We start from the raw sequence: 21,209 nt of genomic DNA, 5'->3' as shown, positions 1-21,209 counted from the left end.
ATGATTGAATTTATCGTGCTGTAAGGAGGCCCGGACGAGGGGCCGCGGCAGGCGCCGAAGGACGCTTGAAAGGGCTTTGGGCTCGCGACGGGTTTGTGCCAGAAATGATTCACTTGTGTTCAGCCACTTGCGTGCGCTGGCGTACATAAACCCCGCTGGTGAGCGCGCGACGCAGTGGGACGGAATCCGTCTGTTGGTTGGCGGCACACACCCATTTCACGCAACGCAAGGCGCAGTGCGCGTCGTGGAGCAGTCCGCTAGCTGCGTGCGAGGTTTTCGTTGTATGGCGGCTCACTCCTCGCATCGAATGACAGCTTGCATGTCAATGTTGCCAAGCTTGTATCGCTAACTTTAAACAGAACAATAGTGGCGCTCTGATCGGACGATACGGTCATCTTCTTCGTGCCTTTTGTCGTACAACAGATCGTCAGGATCGCGAATGATATGAAATTTGCGGATTGACGGTTGGGTTGGCGCGCCACGACTTTCTTCTTTAGTACATCAGCTTGCGCGCAATGCGACGTTTGAACAGCCCGCTGTGTGCGCTATAGGACCGTTCCCTGTCGGTAGTGTGTTCCCACGCACAGAATATGCGGTCATTCGTCTGTTCCAATCGATCGCGGGTGCTACGGTTCATAACATTTGGGGACGCGCGAATGAATGCAAATTTTTCAGTCTCGCGTGTGTGGCTGCGGTGCCCGGCGCGCTTCGCTTCATCGCGCGTTGCACGAACGAAACAATTAGTAAGAGGGATAACCCTGTTAGGACGTTTCCTAACTGGCGCGAGGGTATTGAAGCAAGCAACGTGTCGAGATAAGTACGACAACAAAGGCACATGACGGGCGCGTGATCAACAGGCAGAAAACGCCGCATCGGGGAGATTGACTCATGGAACAAGGTACGAAAGAACGATCGTTGGTGAGCAAGGTGATGGACGGCCTCGTGACCGGCATCGTCGAAGAAAAATACGGCGCTGTGCTGCCGCCGCAGGATGTGCTGTCGAAAGAGTTCGACGTGAGCCGCACGGTGATGCGCGAGGCGCTGTCGATGCTGCTCGCGCGGCACATGCTCGACGTGCGTCCGAAGATCGGCACGCGGATCCGTCCGATGCGCGACTGGCGCATGATCGACGAGGATGTCGTGAACTGGCGCTTTCGCGCGAAGCCCGATCCGGCGTTTTTGCGCGACGTGATCGAGTTTCGCATGCTGATCGAGCCGCGTGCATCGTCGCAGGCGGCACGGCGCGGCAACGCGGCCGATATCGCCGCGATTCGCGAGGCCTTCGAGAATTTCCGCACAACCAATCCTGGCGAGCCTGGATTTCAGGCCGCCGACGAACTGCTGCACACGCGCATCGTCGCGGCGAGCGGCAATCAGTTCTTCCAGCAGATGGCGGCGATCGTGCGGGGCGCGCTTGCCGCGTCCAATCCGATCGTCACCGAAAACCGGCAGAGCTGGGACGAGGTGGTGCGCAAGCATGCGCGCGTCGTCGATGCGATCGAACGGCGCGATGCCGATGAAGCGGAAGCGGCTTCGCGCGAACTGATCGATTTCGCGGCTGACGAAATCGGCAACAAGCTGCCTGGCGGTGCGGATGCCTAAAGGCACGAACAGGCGGCGGTGAGTGTGGACGCGTGGCGGCAGCTTTGCTGCTGCGCGCCGTGCGTCGTGCGTATGCGTGAGTGCGTGAGCGTGAGCGTGTGAGTGCGTGAGCGTGCGAGTGCGAGTGCGAGTGCGAGTGCGAGTGCGTGAGCGTGCGAATGCGTGAGCGTGCGAATGCGTGAGCGTGTGAGTGCGTGAGCGTGCGAGTGCGAGTGCGTGAGCGTGCGAATGCGTGAGCGTGCGAATGCGTGAGCGTGCGAATGCGTGAGCGTGAGTGCGTGAGTGCGTGAGCGCGTGAGCGCGTGAGCGCGTGAGCGCGTGAGTGCGCGAGCCTGCGCCGTGCAAGGTTTCGCGCGGCGTTCAGGCGTGGCACGAACGCGTTGGCGGTGTGTGGCTTGGGTTCTGCATGACGCGTACGCGTAGCAGGCTGTTCCGGTTGTGACAGATGACAGACGCTCGCCCGACATGGGCGACAATAGCGCTGTTTGAACCGGACAGGATGCAACGATCGATGAGTCAACACACGGTAATCCGCTGGGGTATCGTCGGCGCGGGCAATATCGCGCGACGCTTTGCGCAAGGTCTCGCGCATGTGCCGGGCGCGCAGCTGAGCGCGGTATGGGCGCGGCGCGCGGACGCGGCACAGGCATTTGCGCGCGAGTATGGCGGCGCTGACTGCGCAGCCTGCCTGAGCTTCGACGCGTTGCTCGCCAGCGAAGTCGACGCAATCTATATCGCGACGCTGCAGGACAGTCATGCGCACTATGCGCAAGCGGCGTTGCGCGCCGGCCACCATGTGTTGTGCGAAAAGCCCGCGACGATCAACGCGGCGCAGCTCGAACAGGTGCTCGACGCGGCTGCGCGTGCGCAGCGGCTCTTCATGGAAGCGATGAAGCCGCCGTTTTATCCTCTATATCGTCAGTTGCGCGCGCAACTTGCCGCCGAGCCGATCGGCGCGATCGGACTGGTGCGCGCAGGCTGCTCGATCGCCAATGCGCCGGCCGATCATCCGGCTTTCTCGTTCGAGCACGCGGGCGGTGCGCTACTCGATATCGGCGTCTATGAGATGTTTCTCGCGGTCGACTGGCTCGGGGCGCCGCTCGATGTGCAGACCTTCGGCCGGCTCGGGCCGAGCGGCGTCGATATTTTCGCGAGCCTGCATTGCCAGCAAGAGCGCGGCTACGCGCAGCTGTTTTGCGGGCTGGACCTGCATGGCAAGGGCGATGCGCTGCTCGCCGCACCGGGTGGTAACGTCACGATCCACGAGAACTGGTGGAACCCGGTGCGCGCGACGATCCGGTATGTCGGCGGGCGCGTGGTCGAGCTCGATGCGCCGTTTGAAGGCGGTGGCCTCAACTACGAAACCGCGCACTTCTGCGAGCTGATTCGAGACGGCATGCTGGAAAGTCCGGTGATGCCGCATGCGACGTCGCGACAGATGATCGCGATGGCCGATGCGGCGCGGCGGGCGCTGGGGGTGAGGTTCGCGGGGGAGTAGCGGGGTGGTGTGAGGGGCGGCGCCAGCGACCTGGGCATGCATGGAGAGGTTTGCCGCGTGAAACAGGGCAAGCGTGGTCACCGGGGCATCGGTAGTGCTTGCCTTGCCAGTGCGACGGCGAGCACCGTTACGCCGGGCGTCGATACACCGGGCGTCGACACGCCGGGCGTCGACACGCCGGGCGCCAAGCGCCTGGTGTCGTCACCCATTCGTCACGCTGCCGTCGTGTGCGGCGTCTCCATCACGCAGCAGTCATCCTGCCGAGCGCCTGCGCACAATCGGCAACGAGCCCCGGTCCGCGGTAAATAAAGCCGGTGTACAACTGCACGAGCGATGCGCCTGCTGCGATTTTCGCGCGGGCATCGTCGCCCGAGAAAATCCCGCCCACCCCGATGATCGGCACGGCGTCGCCCACTTCGGCGCGCAGTTTGCGGATCACGCCGTTCGACGCATCGAATACCGGTTGGCCCGACAGGCCGCCGGCTTCGTCCGCATGCGGCAGCCCCGTGACCGCGCTGCGCGACAACGTGGTGTTGGTCGCGATCACGCCTTCGATCTGGTGCCGCAGCAGGGTGCCGGCAATCGATTTGACCTGCTCGTCGTCGAGATCGGGTGCGATCTTCAGCGCGAGCGGCACCAGCTTGCCGTGCAGGTCCGCCAGACGCTGCTGCTTGTCCTTCAGCGCCGCGAGCAATGCGTCGAGTTCGCCCGCGCCTTGCAGCTGGCGCAGATTCTTCGTGTTCGGCGACGAGATGTTGATCGTCACGTAGCTGGCAAACGGGTACACCCGTTCGAGACAGTACAGGTAGTCTTCGGCGGCCCGCTCGATCGGCGTATCGGCGTTCTTGCCGATGTTCAGGCCCAGCACGCCGCGATAGCGCGCCGCCTGCACGTTCTTCACGAACTGGTCGACGCCGGCGTTGTTGAAGCCCATCCGGTTGATCAGCGCGTTCGCCTGCGGCAGGCGGAACATGCGCGGCCGCGGATTGCCCGGCTGCGCGCGCGGCGTGACCGTGCCGACTTCGATGAAGCCGAAGCCGAGCGCGGCGAGCCCGTCGATGCAGGCGCCGTCCTTGTCGAGCCCCGCCGCGAGGCCGACCGGATTGCGAAACGTCAGGCCCATCACGGTGCGCGGCGCATCCGGCACGCGTGCGGCCAGCGCGCCCGCCATGCCGGTACGGCCGGCGGCGCCGAGCATACGCAGCGTCAGGTGGTGGGCGTCTTCCGCATCCATGCGAAAGAGTTGGGCGCGTATGAGCGGGTAGAGGGAACTGAACACGGCGGTGGGGGTGACGAAAAATGGCAACCCGCTATTTTACGGTATTGAGGGCGCGGTTTTTCGGTGCGGCTGTTCGGTACGGCTTTTCCGTACGGTAGGGAGTGCAGCGCTTGTCCCTGTGGGAAGCGCCGTACGCAATGAGCACGATGTGTGCTGTGTGCAATGAGTGGGCAGCGGGCGCGCGCCCGACCCACACACGCTATACGGCGCTACAGATAAATCGAACCGCGCCTGCCCGGCGGCGCCGCATCGACGCCCGATTCGACCCGCTGGTCCGGATCGAGCGTCTTCCAGCCACCTTCGATCAGGCCTTCGAGCGGACGATAGTTCGACTTGTACGCCATCTTCGGACTTTCGCGAATCCAGTAGCCGAGATACACGTACGGCAGATGCAGGCTGCGCGCCTGTTCGATCTGCCACAGGATGTTGTACGTGCCGAAGCTGCTGCGGGTCTGATCCGGATCGAAAAACGTGTAAACGGACGAAAGCCCGTCGCCGAGAATGTCGATCATGCTGATCATGCGCAACACGCCGACGCCGCTCGCGGCCGGGTCCGCCGGCGGCTCGCGGAATTCGACGAGGCGCGAGTTGATCCGGCTTTGCAGCAGGAATTGTTCGTACTGGTCGCGGCTGTCGCGATCCATCCCGCCGCCCGCGTGGCGCGCCGACTGGTAGCGCATATAAAGCGCATAGTGCTCTTCGTCGTAGTGCAGCGGTGCGACTTTCGCAATGAGTTCGCCATGCAGCTTTGCGATGCGCCGCTGGGTACGGTTCGGCGTGAAGTGTTCGACCGGCACGCGCACCGGAATACAGGCGCGGCAGCCGTCGCAGTATGGCCGGTACGTGAACACGCCGGAGCGCCGGAAGCCCGCCTTGACGAGATCGGTATAAACGTCGGAGTTGATCAGGTGGCTCGGTGTGGCGACTTGCGAGCGTGCGATGCGCCCTTCCAGATAGCTGCAAGGGTAAGGCGCGGTTGCATAGAATTGCAGCGCGGAAAGCGGTGAAAGCGGCAGCTCGTTAGGATGAGTCACGTTGGCAGCTCGCGAAGCGTTTTCTATGTCAGGTAAACCCGGTGCAGTAGCAGACGATGCAGCCGCGCACAGCGAAGGCGGTTCGGGTCGAGGTTGTCTCCGATGCGCGCCGAGGCAAACCGCTCTATTGCCATTCCGGGTTCGTGCTGAATGATGCGAATCGTGCGATATCGTGCATCACGCCGCGGCGCGGGTCAGATCGAGCAGGACGGTCTTGTCGAAGCGCCAGGGTAGTGCAGGCGCATCGACCGACGCGCGCACATGCGCGACGAAGGCCTTGCGCGCAATCTCGCGGCCGCCGAGCGACGCCAGATGCGACGTATTCTGCTGGCAGTCTATCATTTCTATTTCGTGACGTTGCAAGTGTGCGACGAGCGCGGCCAGTGCGATCTTCGATGCATCGGTCACCTCTGCGAACATCGACTCGCCGAAAAACATCTTGCCGAACGATACGCCATACAGGCCGCCGACACGGCGCCCCGCGTGCCACGTCTCGATGCTGTGCGCATCGCCGCGCCGGTGCAGCGACGAATAGGCTTCGATGACGTCCGCGGTGATCCACGTGCCGCGCTGGCCGTGGCGCGGCGCCTGCGCGCAGGCGCGCATCACCGCGGCGAAGTCGGCATCGACGCGCACTTCCCACGCATCGTCGCGCAGCACCCGCTTCAAGGTCTTGCGCAGCGACGGCGATACCTTGAATTCGCGCGGGCGCAGGATCATGCGCGGGTCCGGGCTCCACCACAGCACCGGCTGGCCATCCGAATACCACGGGAAGATGCCGCGGCGATAAGCGTCGATCAGGCGCGACGGCAGCAGGTCTGCGCTCGCGGCGAGCAGGCCGGGTGCGCCGCTCGCCGCGCCGAGCGCACGCTCGACAGGCGGAAACGGGTCGTCGGGGCTAAGCCAGGGAACCATGCGCTCGTGCGCTCAGCCGTCGCGCAGCGACCGGAAAATGTCGCCGGTATGCAGACCGAAAGTGCCCGAGGCGCGATCGGCAAAGAAAAAACGCAAGGTCTGGCCGACTGTTGGAAACGCGATCTCGTCCCACGGGATATCGCGTTCTTCGAAGAGTTGCACTTCGAGACTCTCTTCGCCGGCCGCGATATCGAGATCGAGCAGCCGCGCCAGATAGAACAGATGTACCTGGTGTACGTGCGGCACGTTCAGCAGCGTGAACAGGCTTTGCACCTCGACGCGCGCGCCGGCTTCCTCGAGTGTCTCCCGGGAGGCGGCCTCGGAGGTGGTTTCGCCCATTTCCATGAAGCCTGCCGGCAGGGTCCAGTAGCCGTAGCGCGGTTCGATCGCGCGACGGCACAACAGCACCTTGTCGTCCCAGACCGGAACCGTGCCGACCACATTGCGCGGATTCTGATAATGCACCGTGCCGCAGGCCGCGCAAACGAAGCGCTCGCGGTTGTCGCCGGGCGGAATGCTCACGCTGACCGTATGGCCGCAGACAGAACAGAATTTCATGGAGACGGGGACGGGGATCGGTGACGGAAGTTTATCATCCAGCCACGTTTCGCGACGCGCAGCGGGCATTGCCGACCGGCGATGCCCCGGTATGCAACGCATCGGGTGTGCTGGCCCTGGCCGATCGGCTAACGGGTGCGATTTTTCGTGTTGAGTGGTGCGAGATTAGTTAGAATTGCTACCTTAATGAGTGAGCCATTAATTGGATGAGAACGCCATGCGTCAAGAAAACATTTTTACTCGTCTCAAGCTGGTCGCCGACGTTGCACTCACGGGTGCGGTGACCTTGAGCATCGCCTTTGGCTGGATTATTCCGTCGGTCGACTTGCATGCTATCGGAGCCATCCTGGGCGCAACCGCAGCTTCTCTGAAGATCTTCCACGTGGCCTAAGAAGGCTGCGATTGAGTGCGTTATTTCTATGGATATATTTGGACTACGGATCGACGGAAACTGGATCGACAAATGTTCATTCGTGATGTCCGCTGTGTGGGTGATCGCGCGTCATGTGAGGCAGCAACGCATGGTCCGGGCGGCGAGTGCGATGCGAGTGGGGCGTTCGCGAAGGCGGGCGCGATCGATGCGTCCCGCTGCCGGGCGCACATTCTTTGGTCGGGCCACTGCAGCGGATCTCGCTAGCGGAATGAGCGTCTTCCCGCTATGTATCCTCGCGCTCTCAGTATTCTCGGACTAGCTGCTCAATGCATTGCTGCTGGCGAACCGGGCAATATTGAGCGTTGCGGGTGTCTCGGCACTGTTCGGTGTTCTAGAGGACTCTCGCTCGAACAGGCGGCGGTAGGGCAAAGCTGCATGAATGAACCGCCGAAATGAACCGCCAGAAACAAAAAAGGCCTGCCGGTATGGCAAGCCTTCTATGCACTGAGAACATGTGACCCGACGAAGCCGATGCAATGTGTCTCTAATTGGGTTGCGGGGGTAGGATTTGAACCTACGACCTTCGGGTTATGAGCCCGACGAGCTGCCAGACTGCTCCACCCCGCGTCCGTCGAAGAAAAGATTATAGGGCAAAGAGGAGTCTCGTGCAACACTCTTCTTGTGTTGCGTGCTCATGTTCGATCACGCATCGCAATTCGCACACACGCGTCACATGCGCAGCACACGCAGATCGCGTGCGTACGGGTCGCTACAGCGTCGCGCGGACATCGCGAACGGCTGAGCTAGAATCGCACATTCCTACTTCTGTCTGCAGCGCGCGCAGTGCAGCGACGCCGCATGCAGCCGCCATCTTCTTTCGCCAGTCAATCGCATATGGACATCGCTCACGATCTGCAGTCGGTCGCTGCTCAAGAGAAAGCATTGGTATTTGCACAGTTCGATGCCGATCGTGCATGGCAACTCGGTGCGTATCTGCGCGAAGTCGCAAAGGCGCGTGGGCTTGCGCTGGTTGTCGACGTGCGTACGTTCGGGCAGCCGCTGTTTTTCTGTTCACTCGAAGGCGCGACGCCAAGCAACGTCGATTGGGCTCGACGCAAAGGCAATGTGGTCGCACAGTTCCGGCGCAGCTCGTACGCGGTCGGGTTGGGTCTGCAGCAGGCGGGCGCGACGCTGGCCGACAAGCACGGGCTTGCCGTCGCCGACTATGCGTCGCACGGCGGCGCATTTCCGCTGACCGTGGCGGGTGTCGGCGTGGTGGGCTCCGTCACGGTATCGGGCTTGCCGCAGCGCGCCGATCATGAGCTCGTTGTCGAAGCGCTATGCGCGCAGCTCGGCCACGACTACAGCAAGCTCGCGCTCGCGAGTGCCTGACGCGATGCGCTTGCCTCCCTATGCGCTGCTGGGCATCGCTATCGTCGCTGAAGTGATCGCCACGTCGGCACTGCGGGCCTCCGACGGATTTTCGCGCTGGCTGCCCGCCACCGTGGTCGTGATCGGTTACGGCCTGTCGTTCTACATGCTGTCGCTGACATTGCGCAGCATTCCGGTCGGCATCGTCTATGCGATCTGGTCGGGTGTCGGCATCGTGCTGATCACGCTGATGGCGATCGTTGTGTACAGGCAGGTGCCGGATCTGCCTGCGCTCGCCGGGCTCGGACTGATCGTCGCGGGCGTTGCCGTGCTCAATCTGTTTTCAAAGATGCAGGCGCACTGACGAGCAGCGCTCAAGTGCCGCGTGTGCGGCGCTGTCCGTCGGGCGCAGCGCCGGCGCTCATTTGCAACGAATGATCATCGAGCGGTTCTTCACGTTGGCCGATACGACGTTCGTGACGCTGCCGCCGGCGGTGCCGCCTTCGTCGTTGTCCTTCGAGACGATGTCGTAGCCGGTCGGTCCGCAGGCCTTGCCGGCCTGCACATAGCAGGAGGCCCAGCTCGATCCTGCATCTGCGCCACTGCAATTCACCGCAAAACCCGTCTCGCCATTGGGCAGATTGATCAGCGATGTGGTGTTGGACGACGCGCACGCGCCGAGGCTCGCGGCCAGCAACGCGAGGCACGGCCACAAGGCTGCGCGGGCTGCCGCATGGCCGCGAATCGATGCTGACGGGCGCAAGCGTCGCGTGAGGTGCTTCATGGGTGGTTCCTCGTGTGAAATGATCCGGAAGTGGCTGACGGGGCTGCGGGCTGCGTCGATCGTCCGGGCTTGCCTGAACTCACCTCGCCAGCTGCAGCGCCGTCGACGCTTCGAGCGCGCCGATGCGCGTCAGGCCAGACCAGTCTCGATACGGATGCCCGCGCCGCTGACGACCCGCCGGCTGTCGGCGCCGTCTTTCGTGGCAGCGTCTTCCCAGATGCTGATGGCTTTCGGCACGTCGATGCCCTGATCGCCTGCATAGGCGAACCACGCGCAGGCTGCGTCGGGTTCGTCGACTTCGGCGTCTCGAAGAAAGTATTTTCCCATATCGCGATTGGCGGCCCGCTCACGCGGTTCCTTACGGTTGTGTTGCGCATCTAGATGGACAGGTGGCCGCGTACGGCTGCGGCCGGCAGCGCGTTGGACCGTGGCACTGCCGATAAGTGCGACGCGTGTCCTGTGCGAAGCCGGCGTAGCGCTGCGCACTGCAGCGTCGCCGGCTTCGCGTCGAACTATTTGCGCCGCCGCGCGACTTAGATGAATACGAGCGGAATCTGGGCGCACACCGTCCATCGCTACAACCGGCGCTGCGCGATTCCCAAACATATGATCGTTGCCGACGCGCGCCGCGCGTGGTGCAAGCACAGGGAGGCATAAAACATGGCAGAACGCGTCAGCGGCCCGTATCGCGGCTATTACATCAGTGCGGCCGCGCGGCTCATCGCGGCGCACGACGCAGTACAGCAGGCCGGCGCTGCCGGTGCGATCTATGTGGGCTCGGTGAGCCTGTCGCGGCGCGGCCCCGACGATCCTCACTGCATCGAAACGCTGCTCGAGCTCGGCGGCGAACAGCGCTTCGCCACCGAAGAAGCGGCGCTCGAACACGTCGAGCAGGCCGCGCGTGCCTACATCGATCGCTTACTGCTGGCTTCGTGAACGTACGTTCGCCCTGCGTTGCGGCGCTTCCGGCATCTGGACGCTGCGTCGGGCAGACGGGTACCATAAGCGCGTTGTATTTGCCGCGCCGGCTGGCGGCGCAGCCGGTTTCGCACGATCATTCTGGTGAGGTCAACATGGAGATCCGTTTCCTCGCGGACGCGCCTGCGTATCGCGATTCAAACCTGACTATCGTGTTTCGCGCATGGGTCGACGGCGAGCCCGTGCCTTGCGCGATTTCTGTCGAAGCGCTCGAAGATCATTTCGGCGCGCGGTCCGAAGACCTCGACGGCTGGATGCGCGCATTCGACAAAGGGCGGCCGCGTATCGAAGCGGTGGCGCGCGAACATTTGCAGATCAGCAATGGCACGCCCGTGCTGTTGAAGAGCGGCCATTTTCCGCCGGGCGACGTCGTCGGCCCATAGAAATCCAGAAGGGTGGCGTGGGCGATTCGCTGTGAGTTATTTGCGGCGAGCGCGAGAGCCCGGCAGGCGCGCAGGCACAGTTAGCGCGGCGCTGCTGCGCGCGCTCGTGCCGCGTCCAGCGAGAGCCGGATGCCTTCGTTGTACGCGGTCTTGTTCACGGGGCCGATCAGCGCCTGCAAGGCGGAGTCGTCGAGCATCAGCGGCTCGCTCAACAGATAGTGCATCTCCACCAGTTCCCGCATCACCGGATCGAAAAGTCCGGCGAGGCGCAACATCGTTTTTCCCGCCACGATCCATCTGGGTTGGTGTCCGGCGAGCGCATAGGCGCGCAGCGCCACGTCGCGCTGCGTGATGGTGCCGGCGCCGGCCAGGTGCAACACGCGTCCGTAGGCTTGCGCCGACTGTGTGAGTGCCGCGACCACCGGGCCGACGTCGGGCATGAACACGAACTCGTGTGGCGTATCGATCGGGCCGAGCAGCTGCGCACGCCGGCCGCGTGCCGCGCCCTCGAACACGCCGTGCAGGAAGCTTCGCTCGACGCCCGGGCCGTAGAAGTCGGGCAGGCGCAGCACGAGCGTGGCGAGGCCATTGCGCCCATGCGCATCGAGCACCAGATTTTCCTGCTCGAGTCGCATCCGGCCTTTGAACGTATGCGGTTCGCGCGGATGCGTTTCGGTCACCGGGTTGCCGCGCGCGCGACCGTACGGATAGACGGTGCCGATCAGGATCAGCCGTTCGACGCCTGCCGCAGTGAGACCGGCCAGTGTGTTGCGCATCAGCGGTGGATGTAGCGCGAACTGGTTATACGGAACACCGACCAGATAGACAGCGCTCTGCAAGCCCTCTGCGGCCGCGACGACCGACGCCGGGTCGTCCGGATTCCAGGTGACGATCTGCGCGTAGGGATCGTTGCCGAACGCGGCTTCGAGTGGTTGCCGCGCGCGGCCAATCGCGCGGTAGCGTTGGCCCGCCGCGCTCAATGCCGCCGCAATGCTTCGACCCGCGGCGCCGGCTGCCCCGAATAGACCTACGATGCCTGAATCCTGCATGAACGCTCCCTGGAAAATGCCCGCGACAATACGTGCATAATTTGATGAACACTGTTCAATAAACAGTGTTCAGTTTAATTTGACTTTTCAATATGTCAACCTGAAAATGCAACGCCATGGGAATCACCGAACGCAAAAGTCGTGAGAAGCAGGCGCTGCGCGAACGCATCCTCGATGCGTCGCGGCGCATCGTGATGCGCGAAGGATTGGGCGCACTGTCGATGCGCAAGATCGCCGATGCGATCGAATATTCGCCGGCCACGCTCTATCTGCACTTTCAGAATCGCGACGAGATCGCCCGTGCGCTGTGCACCGAAGGCTATGCGCAGTTGCTGGCTTCATTGATGCCGCACGCGTCGCTTACCGATCCTGCCGAGCGACTCAAGGCGCTGTGGCGAGCGTATGTCGCATTCGGCGTCGAACATCCGGAAACCTACCGGCTGATCTTCATGGAAGATCCGACCTACCTCAGTGCGGCGTTCGAAAGCGCGGCACAAGACGGCGAGGATACGGGCGATGTGGCGTTCAGGCTGGTGTCCGACGCATTCGACGAACTGAAGCTGCAAGGCCGCTTGCCGGCCGCGTCGGACAGCAGCGTCTGTACCGAAGCGCTGTGGGCGACGATGCATGGCATCGTCGCATTGCGGCTTACGTGCCCGGTCTTTCCGCGCGCGCCGCTCGACGCTGTGGTGAATGCGGCGCTCGATGCGTGGTTCGGCGCTCATGCGGCGGCGGCCGACAATGCAAAACCGCGCGCGCGAATGGGCACGTCGGCGACTGCGTCATCAGGCACAGGCCTGGCCGCCGCGGCGAAAACCAAACCGGCGCGCACATAGCGGGCGGGGCGCATACGGGAGCCTCGCGCGTTGCTTGCAACAACCGCGACGAACGCCGCCACCGCCACAACCCCCAGTCACAATACCCATCGCTCGCGCGTGTTACCGTTAAAACCGCGATCGTTATTTTCTCTGCGCCATCCACCATGTCGACCACCGAAGCATCCGCCATCAGCGAAGAAGTCGTCACCTATATCGCCAACCGCATCGGTTTTATCGAGCTCGAACGCCCGAAAGCGCTCAACGCATTGACAACCGGCATGGTCAACGCGATGCGCGCAGCGCTTGAAAGCTGGCGCGACAATCCTGAGGTGCTCGCTGTCGTGGTGCGCAGTGTGCATGCGCGCGCGTTTTGCGCGGGCGGCGACCTGCGTTTGCTGTACGACGCGCAGCGGCGCGGCGATCAGCCAGCGCTCGATACGTTCTTCATCGACGAATACCGCCTGAATCATGCGATCTTCACCTATCCGAAGCCGTACATCGCGCTGATGAACGGCATCGTGATGGGCGGTGGGATGGGCATTTCGCAGGGAGCGCATCGCACCGGCGGGCTGCGCGTCGTTACATCGTCGACGCGCCTCGCGATGCCCGAAACGCGCATCGGCCTGTTTCCCGACGTCGGCGTGAGCTGGTTCCTCGCGCGCACGCCTGGCGCGCTCGGCCGTTATCTGGCGGTGACCGGCGAAGCGATCGGCGCCGCCGACGCGCTCTATGCGGGTCTCGCCGATGCATTTATCGAAGACAGTGCGCTGCCCGGCCTGGTCGACCGGTTGAAGAGCGAAGCATTCAACGAAAGCGCAGAGGTGGTGCGCTGTGTTGCGCGCGAAGCGGCCGCGTACAAGGTCGTGCCGACACCCGACACGTCGCCGCTTGCCGATGCGCGCACGCTGATCGACCAGCACTTCGCGCTGCCGGATCTCGCGCAGATTGCCGCGTCGCTCGATGCGCAGCCCGAGTGCGCGGCGGCCGAGTGGGCCGAGCAGGTGAGCGGTGTGATGCGCGAACGCTCGCCGCTGTCGATGGCGGTTTCGCTCGAAGTCGTGACGCGCGCGGAAGGATCGATGGCGGACTGTCTGCGTCGCGATCTCGATCTGACGCGTTCGGTATTTGCGCGCGGCGACGTGATGGAAGGCGTGCGTGCGCGCATCATCGACAAGGACAACCGGCCGAATTGGCGTTTCGCGCGGATCGAAGACGTGCCGGCTGACTACGTCGCGCAGATGTTCGATAGCCCGTGGCAGGGCGCAGAGCATCCGCTTGCCGATCTGCGCGGCTGAAATCAGCGGGACCTCAGCTGATCGGGCTGGGGCGGTTTTCCACCGTCAACCTGTCTTGCCCGGACGGCTGCTACGCGTCACCGTCGCGCGCCATGAACGCACGCATAAACACCAGTGCCCCCCAGCCCCACATCGCATTGGCCGCGAAACCCACCGCGAGGCGCGGCAACATATTGCCGCTCGGCCAGATGCCGCGCACCGGATCGACCACGAACACGCTGCCCGCGGTCAGTACGATGCCGCCGAACAGAAACGCGGGCACCCACGGCGCGGCGCGTTCCGGCGACACGCGCAGCAGCCAGGCCATCAACACGCCCCACAGCGCGCTCCAGATCGCATTGGCGATGAACTCGGGCATCCCGAGTGGCGCGAATGGCGCAGTGGAGAAGCCGGTCAGGTCGATCATGCCGGCGGCGTGCAGCAGCCCCAAGGTCGCTTCGTGAAAAAACAGCGACGCGAGAAATCCGGACACGAACGGCAGGATAAGTTTTTGCATCTGTTGCCAACGCCTTGAGCAGGGCCGATACCGGGCTTGCGCGCGGCCGTGCGGGATTGTCGAAAAACGTGCGTCATTATATCGGCGGTGCTGTGCGATCCGGTACGCATTGATGGTCTGCGTACGCAGCAGCGTGGGATAAAGCACGAAAGCGGAAAACCTAAGCTCAAAAAAATCGTTCAAAACAGAAGCCTCGATCCATAGACTGTTTTCCCATGCAGACGGCGTTGACGCCGTCGTTTTCTGATCCGATGCGTTCGATGCGCGGGTCGTCTTCAACGAGGGAAGCTGCCGCGATGTCCTGTCCTGTGCCGGTCTGCGCGAGTCCACACGCGTTACGCATGCGCTCGCATCCGCGCTGTTAGCGCGAGCCCTCTATTCCATCGCGTTTTCTGTGCTGCGACGTAAGCATGCGCGGCCGGCGGCGTGCGCTCGCGTGTCGCAGGCGCAGCTCATGCGCGGTCCGCGCGCGGTTCGTCACGGTGCGTCGCGGTTCGCGGTTTGTATTCGTCGCCAGCGCGCCTCACTCAACCTGATTCGATCCTGTCCGGCATTCCGGCACATAAGGCAAGCAGATGAATGTTTTCTGGTTCATTCCCACGCACGGCGACAGTCGTTATCTCGGCACGTCCGAGGGCGCGCGTGCCGCCGATTTCAGCTATTTCCAGCAGATCGCCGTCGCCGCCGATACGCTCGGCTACGAGGGCGTGTTGCTACCTACCGGGCGTTCGTGCGAGGACGCATGGGTGGTGGCGTCGAGCCTGATTCCGGTCACGCGCCGGCTCAAGTTCCTGGTGGCGATCCGTCCGGGCATCGCGTCGCCGGGGCTGTCGGCGCGCATGGCCTCGACCTTCGACCGGCTGTCGGGTGGCCGGCTGCTGATCAACGTGGTGACCGGCGGCGACACGGCCGAGCTCGAAGGCGATGGCCTGTTCGTCGATCACGACACGCGCTATGAGATCACCGACGAGTTCCTGCGTATCTGGCGCGGTCTGCTGACCAGCGCGCATCGCGGCGAATCGCTCGATTTTATCGGCCGGCATCTGACGTCGAAGGGCGGCAAGGTGCTGTATCCGCCGGTGCAGAATCCGCATCCGCCGCTGTGGTTCGGCGGTTCGTCGCCGGCCGCGCATGAAATGGCGGGCGAGCACATCGATACGTATCTGACGTGGGGCGAGCCGCCTGAGGCAGTCGCGAAGAAGATCGCCGATATTCGCGCGCGGGCCGCCCAGCATGGCCGGCAGATCCGCTTCGGGATTCGCCTGCATGTGATCGTGCGCGAAACCGAAGAGGAAGCATGGGCCGCGGCCGACCGGCTGATCAGCCGCCTCGACGACGATACGGTCGCGCGTGCGCAGACCGCGTTCGCGAAGATGGACTCGGAGGGCCAACGCCGCATGGCCGCGCTGCATGGCGGCAAGCGCGGCGGACGCGACGTGCTCGAGGTGTACCCGAATCTGTGGGCCGGCGTCGGGCTGGTGCGCGGCGGCGCGGGCACCGCGCTGGTCGGCAATCCGGAGCAGGTCGCGGCGCGCATGCGGGAGTATGCGGAACTCGGCATCGAAACCTTCATTCTGTCCGGCTATCCGCATCTGGAAGAGTCGTATCGCTTCGCTGAACTGGTGTTTCCGCTGTTGCCCGGGCGGCAGCGCGCCAGCGTCAGCGGGCCGCTGTCGGGACCGTTCGGCGAAATCGTCGGCAACCACTACGCGCCGAAAGCCGCGCAAAGCTGAAGCGAGGAGTGTTCGTCATGTCCCGAAGCTTGTCTGGTGGAGCGCCACGCACTGCGTCGAACGTTGCAGTGCGCCTTGCATCCTACGGCCGGCGCGCCGCGCCATGGATCGTGCCGCTTGCGATCCTCATCGCGTGGGAGCTCGCCGCGCGCAGCGGCGTGCTGTCGACCCGTGTGCTGCCCGAACCGCTCGCGGTGCTGAAGGCCGCGTGGTCGCTGATCCAGTCCGGCGAGATGTGGGCCGACGTGAAGGTCAGCACGTGGCGTGCGCTGTCGGGGTTCGCGATCGGCGGCGGCATCGGCTTCGTGCTGGGCGTGGCGACCGGCGTGTTCAAGCCGGCCGAGATCGCCCTCGACTCGACCGTGCAGATGATCCGCAATATCCCCGCGCTCGCGATGATTCCGCTCGTGATCCTGTGGTTCGGCATCGACGAGCAGGCGAAGGTGTTTCTCGTCGCGCTCGGCGTGTTCTTTCCGATCTACGTGAATACGTTTCACGGCATCCGCTCGGTCGACGCGAATCTGGTCGAAATGGCGCGCAGTTATGGCGTCAAGGGCTTCGCGCTGTATCGCGAGGTGATCCTGCCGGGCGCGTTGCCTTCGATCCTGGTCGGTGTGCGTTTCGCGTTCGGGCTGATGTGGGTCACGCTGATCGTCGCCGAAACGATCTCCGCGCAATCGGGCATCGGCTACATGACGATGAACGCACGCGAGTTTTTGCAGACCGATGTGGTGGTGGTCGGGATTCTGCTGTACGCGGTGCTGGGCAAGCTGGCCGATCTGCTCGCCAAGGCGCTCGAGCGGGTCACGCTGCGCTGGCATCCCGCCTATCAACGAGGAGCGAAGGCATGAGTGCAACGGGTTTGTCCGCATCGTTCGGCGAGATCTCCGGCGCCGATCTGGAGGCTGAACTGGCACAACTGCATGGCCGCGGGCGGGCAGCCGCGCCGACCGGCGACAGCGATCGTCAGGATGCGTATGCCGCGCGCGAACCGCGCGGCGCAACGCGGCCGCGCACGACGGGCGACGCGACCGGCGCGCATGCGCTCGAGCGGCAGCGCGCGTCGGATGTCTCCGTCGAATTGCGCGGCGTGCGCAAGCAGTATGGCGAACGCACGGTGCTGGCGGACTTCGACCTGTCGATCGAGCGCGGCAGTTTCGTCGCGATCGTCGGGCGTAGCGGCTGCGGGAAATCGACGCTGCTGCGGCTCGTTGCGGAACTCGAGACGCCGAGCGCGGGCAGTGTCGAAAAGCATGCCGGCGCAGCGGGCAGCGCCGCGTTCGACACCCGCATCATGTTCCAGGATGCGCGTCTGCTGCCGTGGAAAAGCGTGCTGCAAAACGTGATGCTCGGCCTTGGCCGCGGTGCACGCGAAGATGCGCGCGCGGTGCTCGCCGAAGTGGGTCTCGCCGAACGCGCGAACGACTGGCCCGCGCAATTGTCCGGCGGCCAGCGGCAACGCGTGGCGCTGGCGCGCGCGCTGGTGCACCGGCCGCAGTTGCTGCTGCTCGACGAACCGTTGGGCGCGCTCGACGCGCTCACGCGCATCGAAATGCATGCGCTGATCGAACGGCTATGGCGTGAGCATCGCTTCACGGCACTGCTCGTCACGCACGATGTGCATGAAGCCGTGGCGCTTGCCGATCGCATCCTGTTGATCGATGAAGGGCGCATCGCGCTCGATCAGCCGGTGCCGCTGGCGCGTCCGCGCGAGCGTGCGTCGGTGGGTTTTGCGGCAATCGAAGCACGGGTGTTGCAGCGCGTGCTGGGCAGCGGCAGTGAACCTCACACAGCGGCGCAAGAGGCGGCTGCTGTGCAGGCCGGATCAACTGTCGCGCCGCTCATACGTCCGACCGACGCGCGCTGGGCCATATAAGCGCAAGCCGTTTTCGTCAATTTTTTCAGGGAGCTAACCACAATGGGCATCGCCGCAATCAACGTGCGCAATCAGTTCAGAGGCAAGATCAAGGAAATCATCCGCGGGCCGGTCGTGTCGGAGGTCGATGTCGAGACGCCGTTCGGCATCGTCACGTCGGTGATCACGACGCGTTCGATCGACGAACTCGAACTCGGCATCGGCGCGGAAGTGATCGCGCTGGTGAAGTCGACGGAAGTGTCGATCGCGCGTATCTGACGCGTGCCTGAGGTAGCAGGCAGCGCGTGGCTCGCGCCGCGCGTGCGCGGTCGTTATCAGCGCCTCGCTTGTGCGATAAGCGCCGTCACACGGTGCTTATTTCGCGTTTACAGCGCTTGCCGGCGGCGCACGCATCATCTTGTCGTTGGTCGGCACTTGCGGTTTCTTGACGGGCATATTGTCCGGATTGTTCGACCCGCCGGAAGCCGCCGACGGCGGCTTGACCATCGATGCACCGCTATCGGGCGCCGGCTGCGCGGGCGCGGTCTGCGCCAGCGCGCCGGCACTTTGCCACGCTGCGATGGACCACAGCGCGGCGCTTGCTGCCAGTATGCGCAGTTTGTCTAGCCTGTTCATTCGCTCTCCCTTTGTTAGCAAGACTTCTGTCGTCGATCTCGCACATCGCAAAAAACTGCCGATCGATCGGCATGCAAGGCACGAGCGCGCCGTCGGTTCAGGCCGCTCGGGTCGCTAACGCACCGGCAAGATCTGTCGGAAGTGCTAGCATGAATCGAGCACGCTCCTTCAACAGCAGGCAACGCAGACCTGCAGCCGACCGGCCTGAACGGCCGAAACTCCCGCCACTCAGGACTCCAACGACAAATTGCGGCGATTCCCCTAGCTTGCGGAGGTTGTAATGACGAAAGCGTTGAGTCCCGATGCAATCGACACGTTGCGTCAATTGAACGACATGCAAACCGGCGAGGCGGCCGAGCCGCTGCCTGTGACGGTGGTCGCCGAGTTGCTGGGCGCCGGGCTGGTGGCGAAGGCCGGCAGCGGTGGGGTCGAAATTACCTGTGACGGCAGAAAGTACTTGTCGGGCGATTGCGACTGAGCATCGGGGTGCGCGTCGAACGAAAACAGAGCCGTGCTCTGCCGGAGATACTGAAGGAGCCAGCTATGGAGCCGACCGGGCTCGACATGGGCGACTACCACGAGCGCTACAGGGAATACGACATCGAAGTCGCGGTGGAGCAGGTGCTCACCGGCGTCAAGGCGCATTTCCGCGTGCTGAAGGACGGGACGACGGTGCTGGACTGGCGGCTCGTCGCGATCGACGGCTTCTGGCAGACTGAGCGAGCGGCAGCACAAGCAGCGTTGCGTGCGGGACGAGGCGCAATAGATGGCGAACTCGCGTCCGCGGGGACTTGAGCGCAGGACTCAAATAAAAAAACCGGGCGTTCGATTTCGAACGCCCGGTTTTTACTACAGCAGACTGCTTGCAGCGCCTGGCTTAGTGGCCGAAGAACACCGAGCCGCGGCCCGAAGTCGGTTCCGACGCACGGTTGCCGGCTTGCGTCGTGCCTTCATGCACGCCACCGTAAGCAACCGAATTGTCGGTGGCTTGCTGTTCTTCAGCCGCGACGGTTTGTGCGCTTTGGCCGCGTTGCGAAGCCGGCGCGCCAACGGCCGGGCGGTAGAACGGTGCCGGGCCGTAGCCGCTTGCGAATGCCGGAGCGGCAGCAGCAGCCGAGGCAGCGATCAGGACAGCAGCGATGAGTTTGGTGGTTTTCATGACAGCTCCAATAAGTTTCGATACAGGGAGACGTCGCTTGAGTTGCTTCGAACAGGGTGTCGCGACATCGATGGGAACGGAGTGTATACCCGTACTATCGAAACTTTGTGTCCGATATCTCGAAATTACTATTCTGTCAATCGAAACAATCCCCGGGCCTTGTCTGGCGTGGGTTTCCCGAAATGTGGGCGCTTTATTCCGACGGAAATGAATCGTTGATGGCGGAACTTGCGGAGAATTTGGCCCTGGGCAGAGTAGGGTCGGGCAGGGATGCTGAAGAAGTGCTCGCCACAGTGGTTTTGCGAGCTGGCAGCGGCATCAGGCGCCGCTTGTGCTCCCGCTTGTGCTCCGTGACGCAGCCGCATGCGGCATCAGATCGACCAGCCTGCGGCCTTCCGCATATCCGGCGTCGCGCGCCTCGTCTTCACTGCGAAAGGTCGTGACCATTTCCTGGAAGCGGGTGCTTTGGCCTGCCAGATGCGCGTCGGCGCCGTGCCGGCAATAGTACGCGGTGTAGTGCCACAGCGTGGTGGGCGCGGGCGGCCCGTACGCCAGCACCGGCAGCACCCAGATCTCGAAACCGTCGTGCTCGATTCGATCCCACATGGCAGGCTCCCGCGGCGATTTGCAGAGATCCTAGCATGCAGCGCGGTTCGGAACCGGTGCGCACAGGTGCGGCGCGCGACAGCGTAGGCTAGGCGATTCCTTCTTCGTCGGGCACCTGGTCACCGTACTGCCGGGCGACATAAAAGCGCATCGCGGCGATCAACGGGGTGACGCCATGGCTGCCGAAGTGCGGCGCGTCGGCGGCGGTACCGGCACCCCAGCCGTTCTGTTCAGTGAAGCCGATGCACAGATGCTCGCGCTCGATGATCGGGCCACCATGCATCCAGTCGGTCGACGGCGCATAGGCCGCTTCGAGCGCGCTGGCCGGATCGCCATCGCACGCGGGTTCCTCGATCCAGCAGAAGCCGTCGTCGACGCGCGGTTGCGGCAACTGCGCGACGCGTGCGACCCAGTAGTCGAGCAATGGGCCTTGCAATTCGGCAACCTTCATTTGTTCTCCTTGGATTGCAACGGCAATTCGGATAGTAGCGTCTGTCGGCGAAGGATGCTGATTGCGGCGTCAGGCTGCGCGCAGCATCGGTGCGAGGGGCCAACGGCGGGTCTGACAGAGCAGCCAACAACGCGTGAACCTTGACGACCGGCAATGCGTACGACGACATGCGAGCTCGCACCCCGGATGTCGCGTAGTCGACGCAACGGGGAGGGGAAGAGCAAGCTTGAGGGAAACATGGGGTGGCTGATGGGACTCGAACCCACGACGACAGGAATCACAATCCTGGACTCTACCAACTGAGCTACAGCCACCACTGGGACATCTGCTTGGCTT

Annotated in this window: 27 protein-coding genes and 2 tRNA genes; 15 read left to right on the top strand and 14 right to left on the bottom strand. The window is 63.6% G+C overall.

Features of this window, described 5'->3' with window-relative positions:
* Nucleotides 1-888: 888 nt before the first annotated feature.
* Nucleotides 889-1,602 (top strand): FadR/GntR family transcriptional regulator, encoded by a 714-nt coding sequence (locus tag ACYVNQ_RS07445; RefSeq protein WP_460901845.1) that lies wholly within the window; start codon nucleotides 889-891, stop codon nucleotides 1,600-1,602.
* Between the two features lie 499 nt (nucleotides 1,603-2,101).
* Complete coding sequence (locus ACYVNQ_RS07440; RefSeq protein ID WP_460901844.1) at nucleotides 2,102-3,100, top strand: Gfo/Idh/MocA family protein; 999 nt, start codon at nucleotides 2,102-2,104, stop codon at nucleotides 3,098-3,100.
* Between the two features lie 241 nt (nucleotides 3,101-3,341).
* Here the strand turns inward: ACYVNQ_RS07440 and ACYVNQ_RS07435 are convergent, their stop codons facing one another.
* The 4 genes from ACYVNQ_RS07435 to ACYVNQ_RS07420 form a co-directional block, all read right to left on the bottom strand.
* On the bottom strand, nucleotides 3,342-4,379 hold the full coding sequence (locus ACYVNQ_RS07435; protein WP_460901843.1) for a quinone-dependent dihydroorotate dehydrogenase: 1,038 nt from the start codon (nucleotides 4,377-4,379) through the stop codon (nucleotides 3,342-3,344).
* Between the two features lie 209 nt (nucleotides 4,380-4,588).
* Nucleotides 4,589-5,413, bottom strand: a complete 825-nt coding sequence (locus tag ACYVNQ_RS07430) for an arginyltransferase (protein ID WP_460901842.1) — start codon at nucleotides 5,411-5,413, stop codon at nucleotides 4,589-4,591.
* A gap of 177 nt (nucleotides 5,414-5,590) precedes the next feature.
* Nucleotides 5,591-6,328 (bottom strand): leucyl/phenylalanyl-tRNA--protein transferase, encoded by a 738-nt coding sequence (gene aat / locus ACYVNQ_RS07425; protein ID WP_460901841.1) that lies wholly within the window; start codon nucleotides 6,326-6,328, stop codon nucleotides 5,591-5,593.
* Between the two features lie 12 nt (nucleotides 6,329-6,340).
* Nucleotides 6,341-6,886: an NUDIX hydrolase gene (locus ACYVNQ_RS07420; RefSeq protein ID WP_460901840.1), complete on the bottom strand. Its 546-nt coding sequence runs from the start codon at nucleotides 6,884-6,886 to the stop codon at nucleotides 6,341-6,343.
* Nucleotides 6,887-7,103: 217 nt separating this feature from the next.
* On the opposite strand from ACYVNQ_RS07420, the gene ACYVNQ_RS07415 reads away from it, so the two are divergent.
* Nucleotides 7,104-7,277 carry a hypothetical protein gene (locus ACYVNQ_RS07415; RefSeq protein ID WP_460901839.1) on the top strand — a complete coding sequence of 58 codons (174 nt, stop codon included), beginning with the start codon at nucleotides 7,104-7,106 and terminating at the stop codon, nucleotides 7,275-7,277.
* 535 nt (nucleotides 7,278-7,812) lie between these two features.
* On the opposite strand, the gene ACYVNQ_RS07410 is transcribed toward ACYVNQ_RS07415, so the two are convergent.
* Nucleotides 7,813-7,886, bottom strand: a tRNA-Met gene (locus ACYVNQ_RS07410).
* Between the two features lie 267 nt (nucleotides 7,887-8,153).
* On the opposite strand from ACYVNQ_RS07410, the gene ACYVNQ_RS07405 reads away from it, so the two are divergent.
* Nucleotides 8,154-8,651, top strand: a complete 498-nt coding sequence (locus tag ACYVNQ_RS07405; protein WP_460901838.1) for a heme-degrading domain-containing protein — start codon at nucleotides 8,154-8,156, stop codon at nucleotides 8,649-8,651.
* 10 nt (nucleotides 8,652-8,661) lie between these two features.
* The gene (locus tag ACYVNQ_RS07400; protein ID WP_460901991.1) at nucleotides 8,662-8,994 is read left to right on the top strand and encodes a DMT family transporter; all 333 of its coding nucleotides are present in this window, start codon (nucleotides 8,662-8,664) and stop codon (nucleotides 8,992-8,994) included.
* A 57-nt stretch (nucleotides 8,995-9,051) separates the two neighbouring features.
* Here the strand turns inward: ACYVNQ_RS07400 and ACYVNQ_RS07395 are convergent, their stop codons facing one another.
* Together ACYVNQ_RS07395 and ACYVNQ_RS07390 are read right to left on the bottom strand one after the other, a co-directional pair.
* Entirely contained in the window at nucleotides 9,052-9,414 is a 363-nt protein-coding gene (locus ACYVNQ_RS07395; protein WP_460901837.1) for a hypothetical protein, read from the bottom strand.
* 129 nt (nucleotides 9,415-9,543) lie between these two features.
* On the bottom strand, nucleotides 9,544-9,741 hold the full coding sequence (locus ACYVNQ_RS07390) for a hypothetical protein (protein WP_460901836.1): 198 nt from the start codon (nucleotides 9,739-9,741) through the stop codon (nucleotides 9,544-9,546).
* A gap of 333 nt (nucleotides 9,742-10,074) precedes the next feature.
* Between ACYVNQ_RS07390 and ACYVNQ_RS07385 the strand changes: the two genes are divergently transcribed.
* Nucleotides 10,075-10,350 (top strand): hypothetical protein, encoded by a 276-nt coding sequence (locus ACYVNQ_RS07385; RefSeq protein ID WP_460901835.1) that lies wholly within the window; start codon nucleotides 10,075-10,077, stop codon nucleotides 10,348-10,350.
* A gap of 137 nt (nucleotides 10,351-10,487) precedes the next feature.
* Nucleotides 10,488-10,775, top strand: a complete 288-nt coding sequence (locus tag ACYVNQ_RS07380; RefSeq protein WP_460901834.1) for a DUF1488 family protein — start codon at nucleotides 10,488-10,490, stop codon at nucleotides 10,773-10,775.
* 80 nt (nucleotides 10,776-10,855) lie between these two features.
* Here the strand turns inward: ACYVNQ_RS07380 and ACYVNQ_RS07375 are convergent, their stop codons facing one another.
* Complete coding sequence (locus ACYVNQ_RS07375) at nucleotides 10,856-11,824, bottom strand: NAD-dependent epimerase/dehydratase family protein (protein ID WP_460901833.1); 969 nt, start codon at nucleotides 11,822-11,824, stop codon at nucleotides 10,856-10,858.
* 116 nt (nucleotides 11,825-11,940) lie between these two features.
* Between ACYVNQ_RS07375 and ACYVNQ_RS07370 the strand changes: the two genes are divergently transcribed.
* Together ACYVNQ_RS07370 and ACYVNQ_RS07365 are read left to right on the top strand one after the other, a co-directional pair.
* Entirely contained in the window at nucleotides 11,941-12,660 is a 720-nt protein-coding gene (locus ACYVNQ_RS07370) for a TetR/AcrR family transcriptional regulator (protein WP_460901832.1), read from the top strand.
* Nucleotides 12,661-12,806: 146 nt separating this feature from the next.
* A complete protein-coding gene (locus tag ACYVNQ_RS07365) occupies nucleotides 12,807-13,937 on the top strand; it encodes an enoyl-CoA hydratase/isomerase family protein (RefSeq protein WP_460901831.1) in 1,131 nt (376 codons plus the stop codon).
* Between the two features lie 70 nt (nucleotides 13,938-14,007).
* Here ACYVNQ_RS07365 and ACYVNQ_RS07360 read toward each other — a convergent pair whose 3' ends face one another.
* Nucleotides 14,008-14,433, bottom strand: a complete 426-nt coding sequence (locus ACYVNQ_RS07360) for a hypothetical protein (RefSeq protein WP_460901830.1) — start codon at nucleotides 14,431-14,433, stop codon at nucleotides 14,008-14,010.
* A 575-nt stretch (nucleotides 14,434-15,008) separates the two neighbouring features.
* Between ACYVNQ_RS07360 and ssuD the strand changes: the two genes are divergently transcribed.
* From ssuD to ACYVNQ_RS07340, 4 genes are read left to right on the top strand one after another with little or no spacing between them, the layout of a single operon-like run.
* Nucleotides 15,009-16,166: an FMNH2-dependent alkanesulfonate monooxygenase gene (ssuD, locus tag ACYVNQ_RS07355; RefSeq protein ID WP_460901829.1), complete on the top strand. Its 1,158-nt coding sequence runs from the start codon at nucleotides 15,009-15,011 to the stop codon at nucleotides 16,164-16,166.
* 17 nt (nucleotides 16,167-16,183) lie between these two features.
* Entirely contained in the window at nucleotides 16,184-17,017 is an 834-nt protein-coding gene (gene ssuC / locus ACYVNQ_RS07350) for an aliphatic sulfonate ABC transporter permease SsuC (protein WP_460901828.1), read from the top strand.
* The gene (locus ACYVNQ_RS07345) at nucleotides 17,014-18,042 is read left to right on the top strand and encodes an ATP-binding cassette domain-containing protein (RefSeq protein ID WP_460901827.1); all 1,029 of its coding nucleotides are present in this window, start codon (nucleotides 17,014-17,016) and stop codon (nucleotides 18,040-18,042) included. The genes ssuC and ACYVNQ_RS07345 overlap by 4 nt, the downstream gene beginning before the upstream one ends.
* A gap of 42 nt (nucleotides 18,043-18,084) precedes the next feature.
* Complete coding sequence (locus ACYVNQ_RS07340; protein WP_460901826.1) at nucleotides 18,085-18,300, top strand: TOBE domain-containing protein; 216 nt, start codon at nucleotides 18,085-18,087, stop codon at nucleotides 18,298-18,300.
* Nucleotides 18,301-18,396: 96 nt separating this feature from the next.
* Here the strand turns inward: ACYVNQ_RS07340 and ACYVNQ_RS07335 are convergent, their stop codons facing one another.
* The gene (locus ACYVNQ_RS07335) at nucleotides 18,397-18,657 is read right to left on the bottom strand and encodes a hypothetical protein (RefSeq protein WP_460901825.1); all 261 of its coding nucleotides are present in this window, start codon (nucleotides 18,655-18,657) and stop codon (nucleotides 18,397-18,399) included.
* Nucleotides 18,658-18,937: 280 nt separating this feature from the next.
* On the opposite strand from ACYVNQ_RS07335, the gene ACYVNQ_RS07330 reads away from it, so the two are divergent.
* Both ACYVNQ_RS07330 and ACYVNQ_RS07325 read left to right on the top strand, forming a co-directional pair.
* Entirely contained in the window at nucleotides 18,938-19,135 is a 198-nt protein-coding gene (locus ACYVNQ_RS07330) for a hypothetical protein (protein ID WP_460901824.1), read from the top strand.
* Nucleotides 19,136-19,200: 65 nt separating this feature from the next.
* Complete coding sequence (locus ACYVNQ_RS07325) at nucleotides 19,201-19,452, top strand: DUF6566 family protein (protein WP_460901823.1); 252 nt, start codon at nucleotides 19,201-19,203, stop codon at nucleotides 19,450-19,452.
* An 82-nt stretch (nucleotides 19,453-19,534) separates the two neighbouring features.
* Here the strand turns inward: ACYVNQ_RS07325 and ACYVNQ_RS07320 are convergent, their stop codons facing one another.
* The 4 genes from ACYVNQ_RS07320 to ACYVNQ_RS07305 form a co-directional block, all read right to left on the bottom strand.
* Entirely contained in the window at nucleotides 19,535-19,816 is a 282-nt protein-coding gene (locus ACYVNQ_RS07320) for a hypothetical protein (protein ID WP_460901822.1), read from the bottom strand.
* 318 nt (nucleotides 19,817-20,134) lie between these two features.
* The gene (locus ACYVNQ_RS07315; protein ID WP_460901821.1) at nucleotides 20,135-20,422 is read right to left on the bottom strand and encodes a hypothetical protein; all 288 of its coding nucleotides are present in this window, start codon (nucleotides 20,420-20,422) and stop codon (nucleotides 20,135-20,137) included.
* An 88-nt stretch (nucleotides 20,423-20,510) separates the two neighbouring features.
* Complete coding sequence (locus tag ACYVNQ_RS07310) at nucleotides 20,511-20,873, bottom strand: phage protein NinX family protein (protein WP_460901820.1); 363 nt, start codon at nucleotides 20,871-20,873, stop codon at nucleotides 20,511-20,513.
* Nucleotides 20,874-21,111: 238 nt separating this feature from the next.
* A tRNA-His gene (locus ACYVNQ_RS07305) sits at nucleotides 21,112-21,187 on the bottom strand.
* Nucleotides 21,188-21,209 lie beyond the last annotated feature (22 nt).

It is taken from the genome of Paraburkholderia jirisanensis (genome assembly GCF_054782355.1).
Note: the sequence above shows the minus strand (reverse complement) of the source record. Positions and strands in the feature narration are given on the sequence as shown.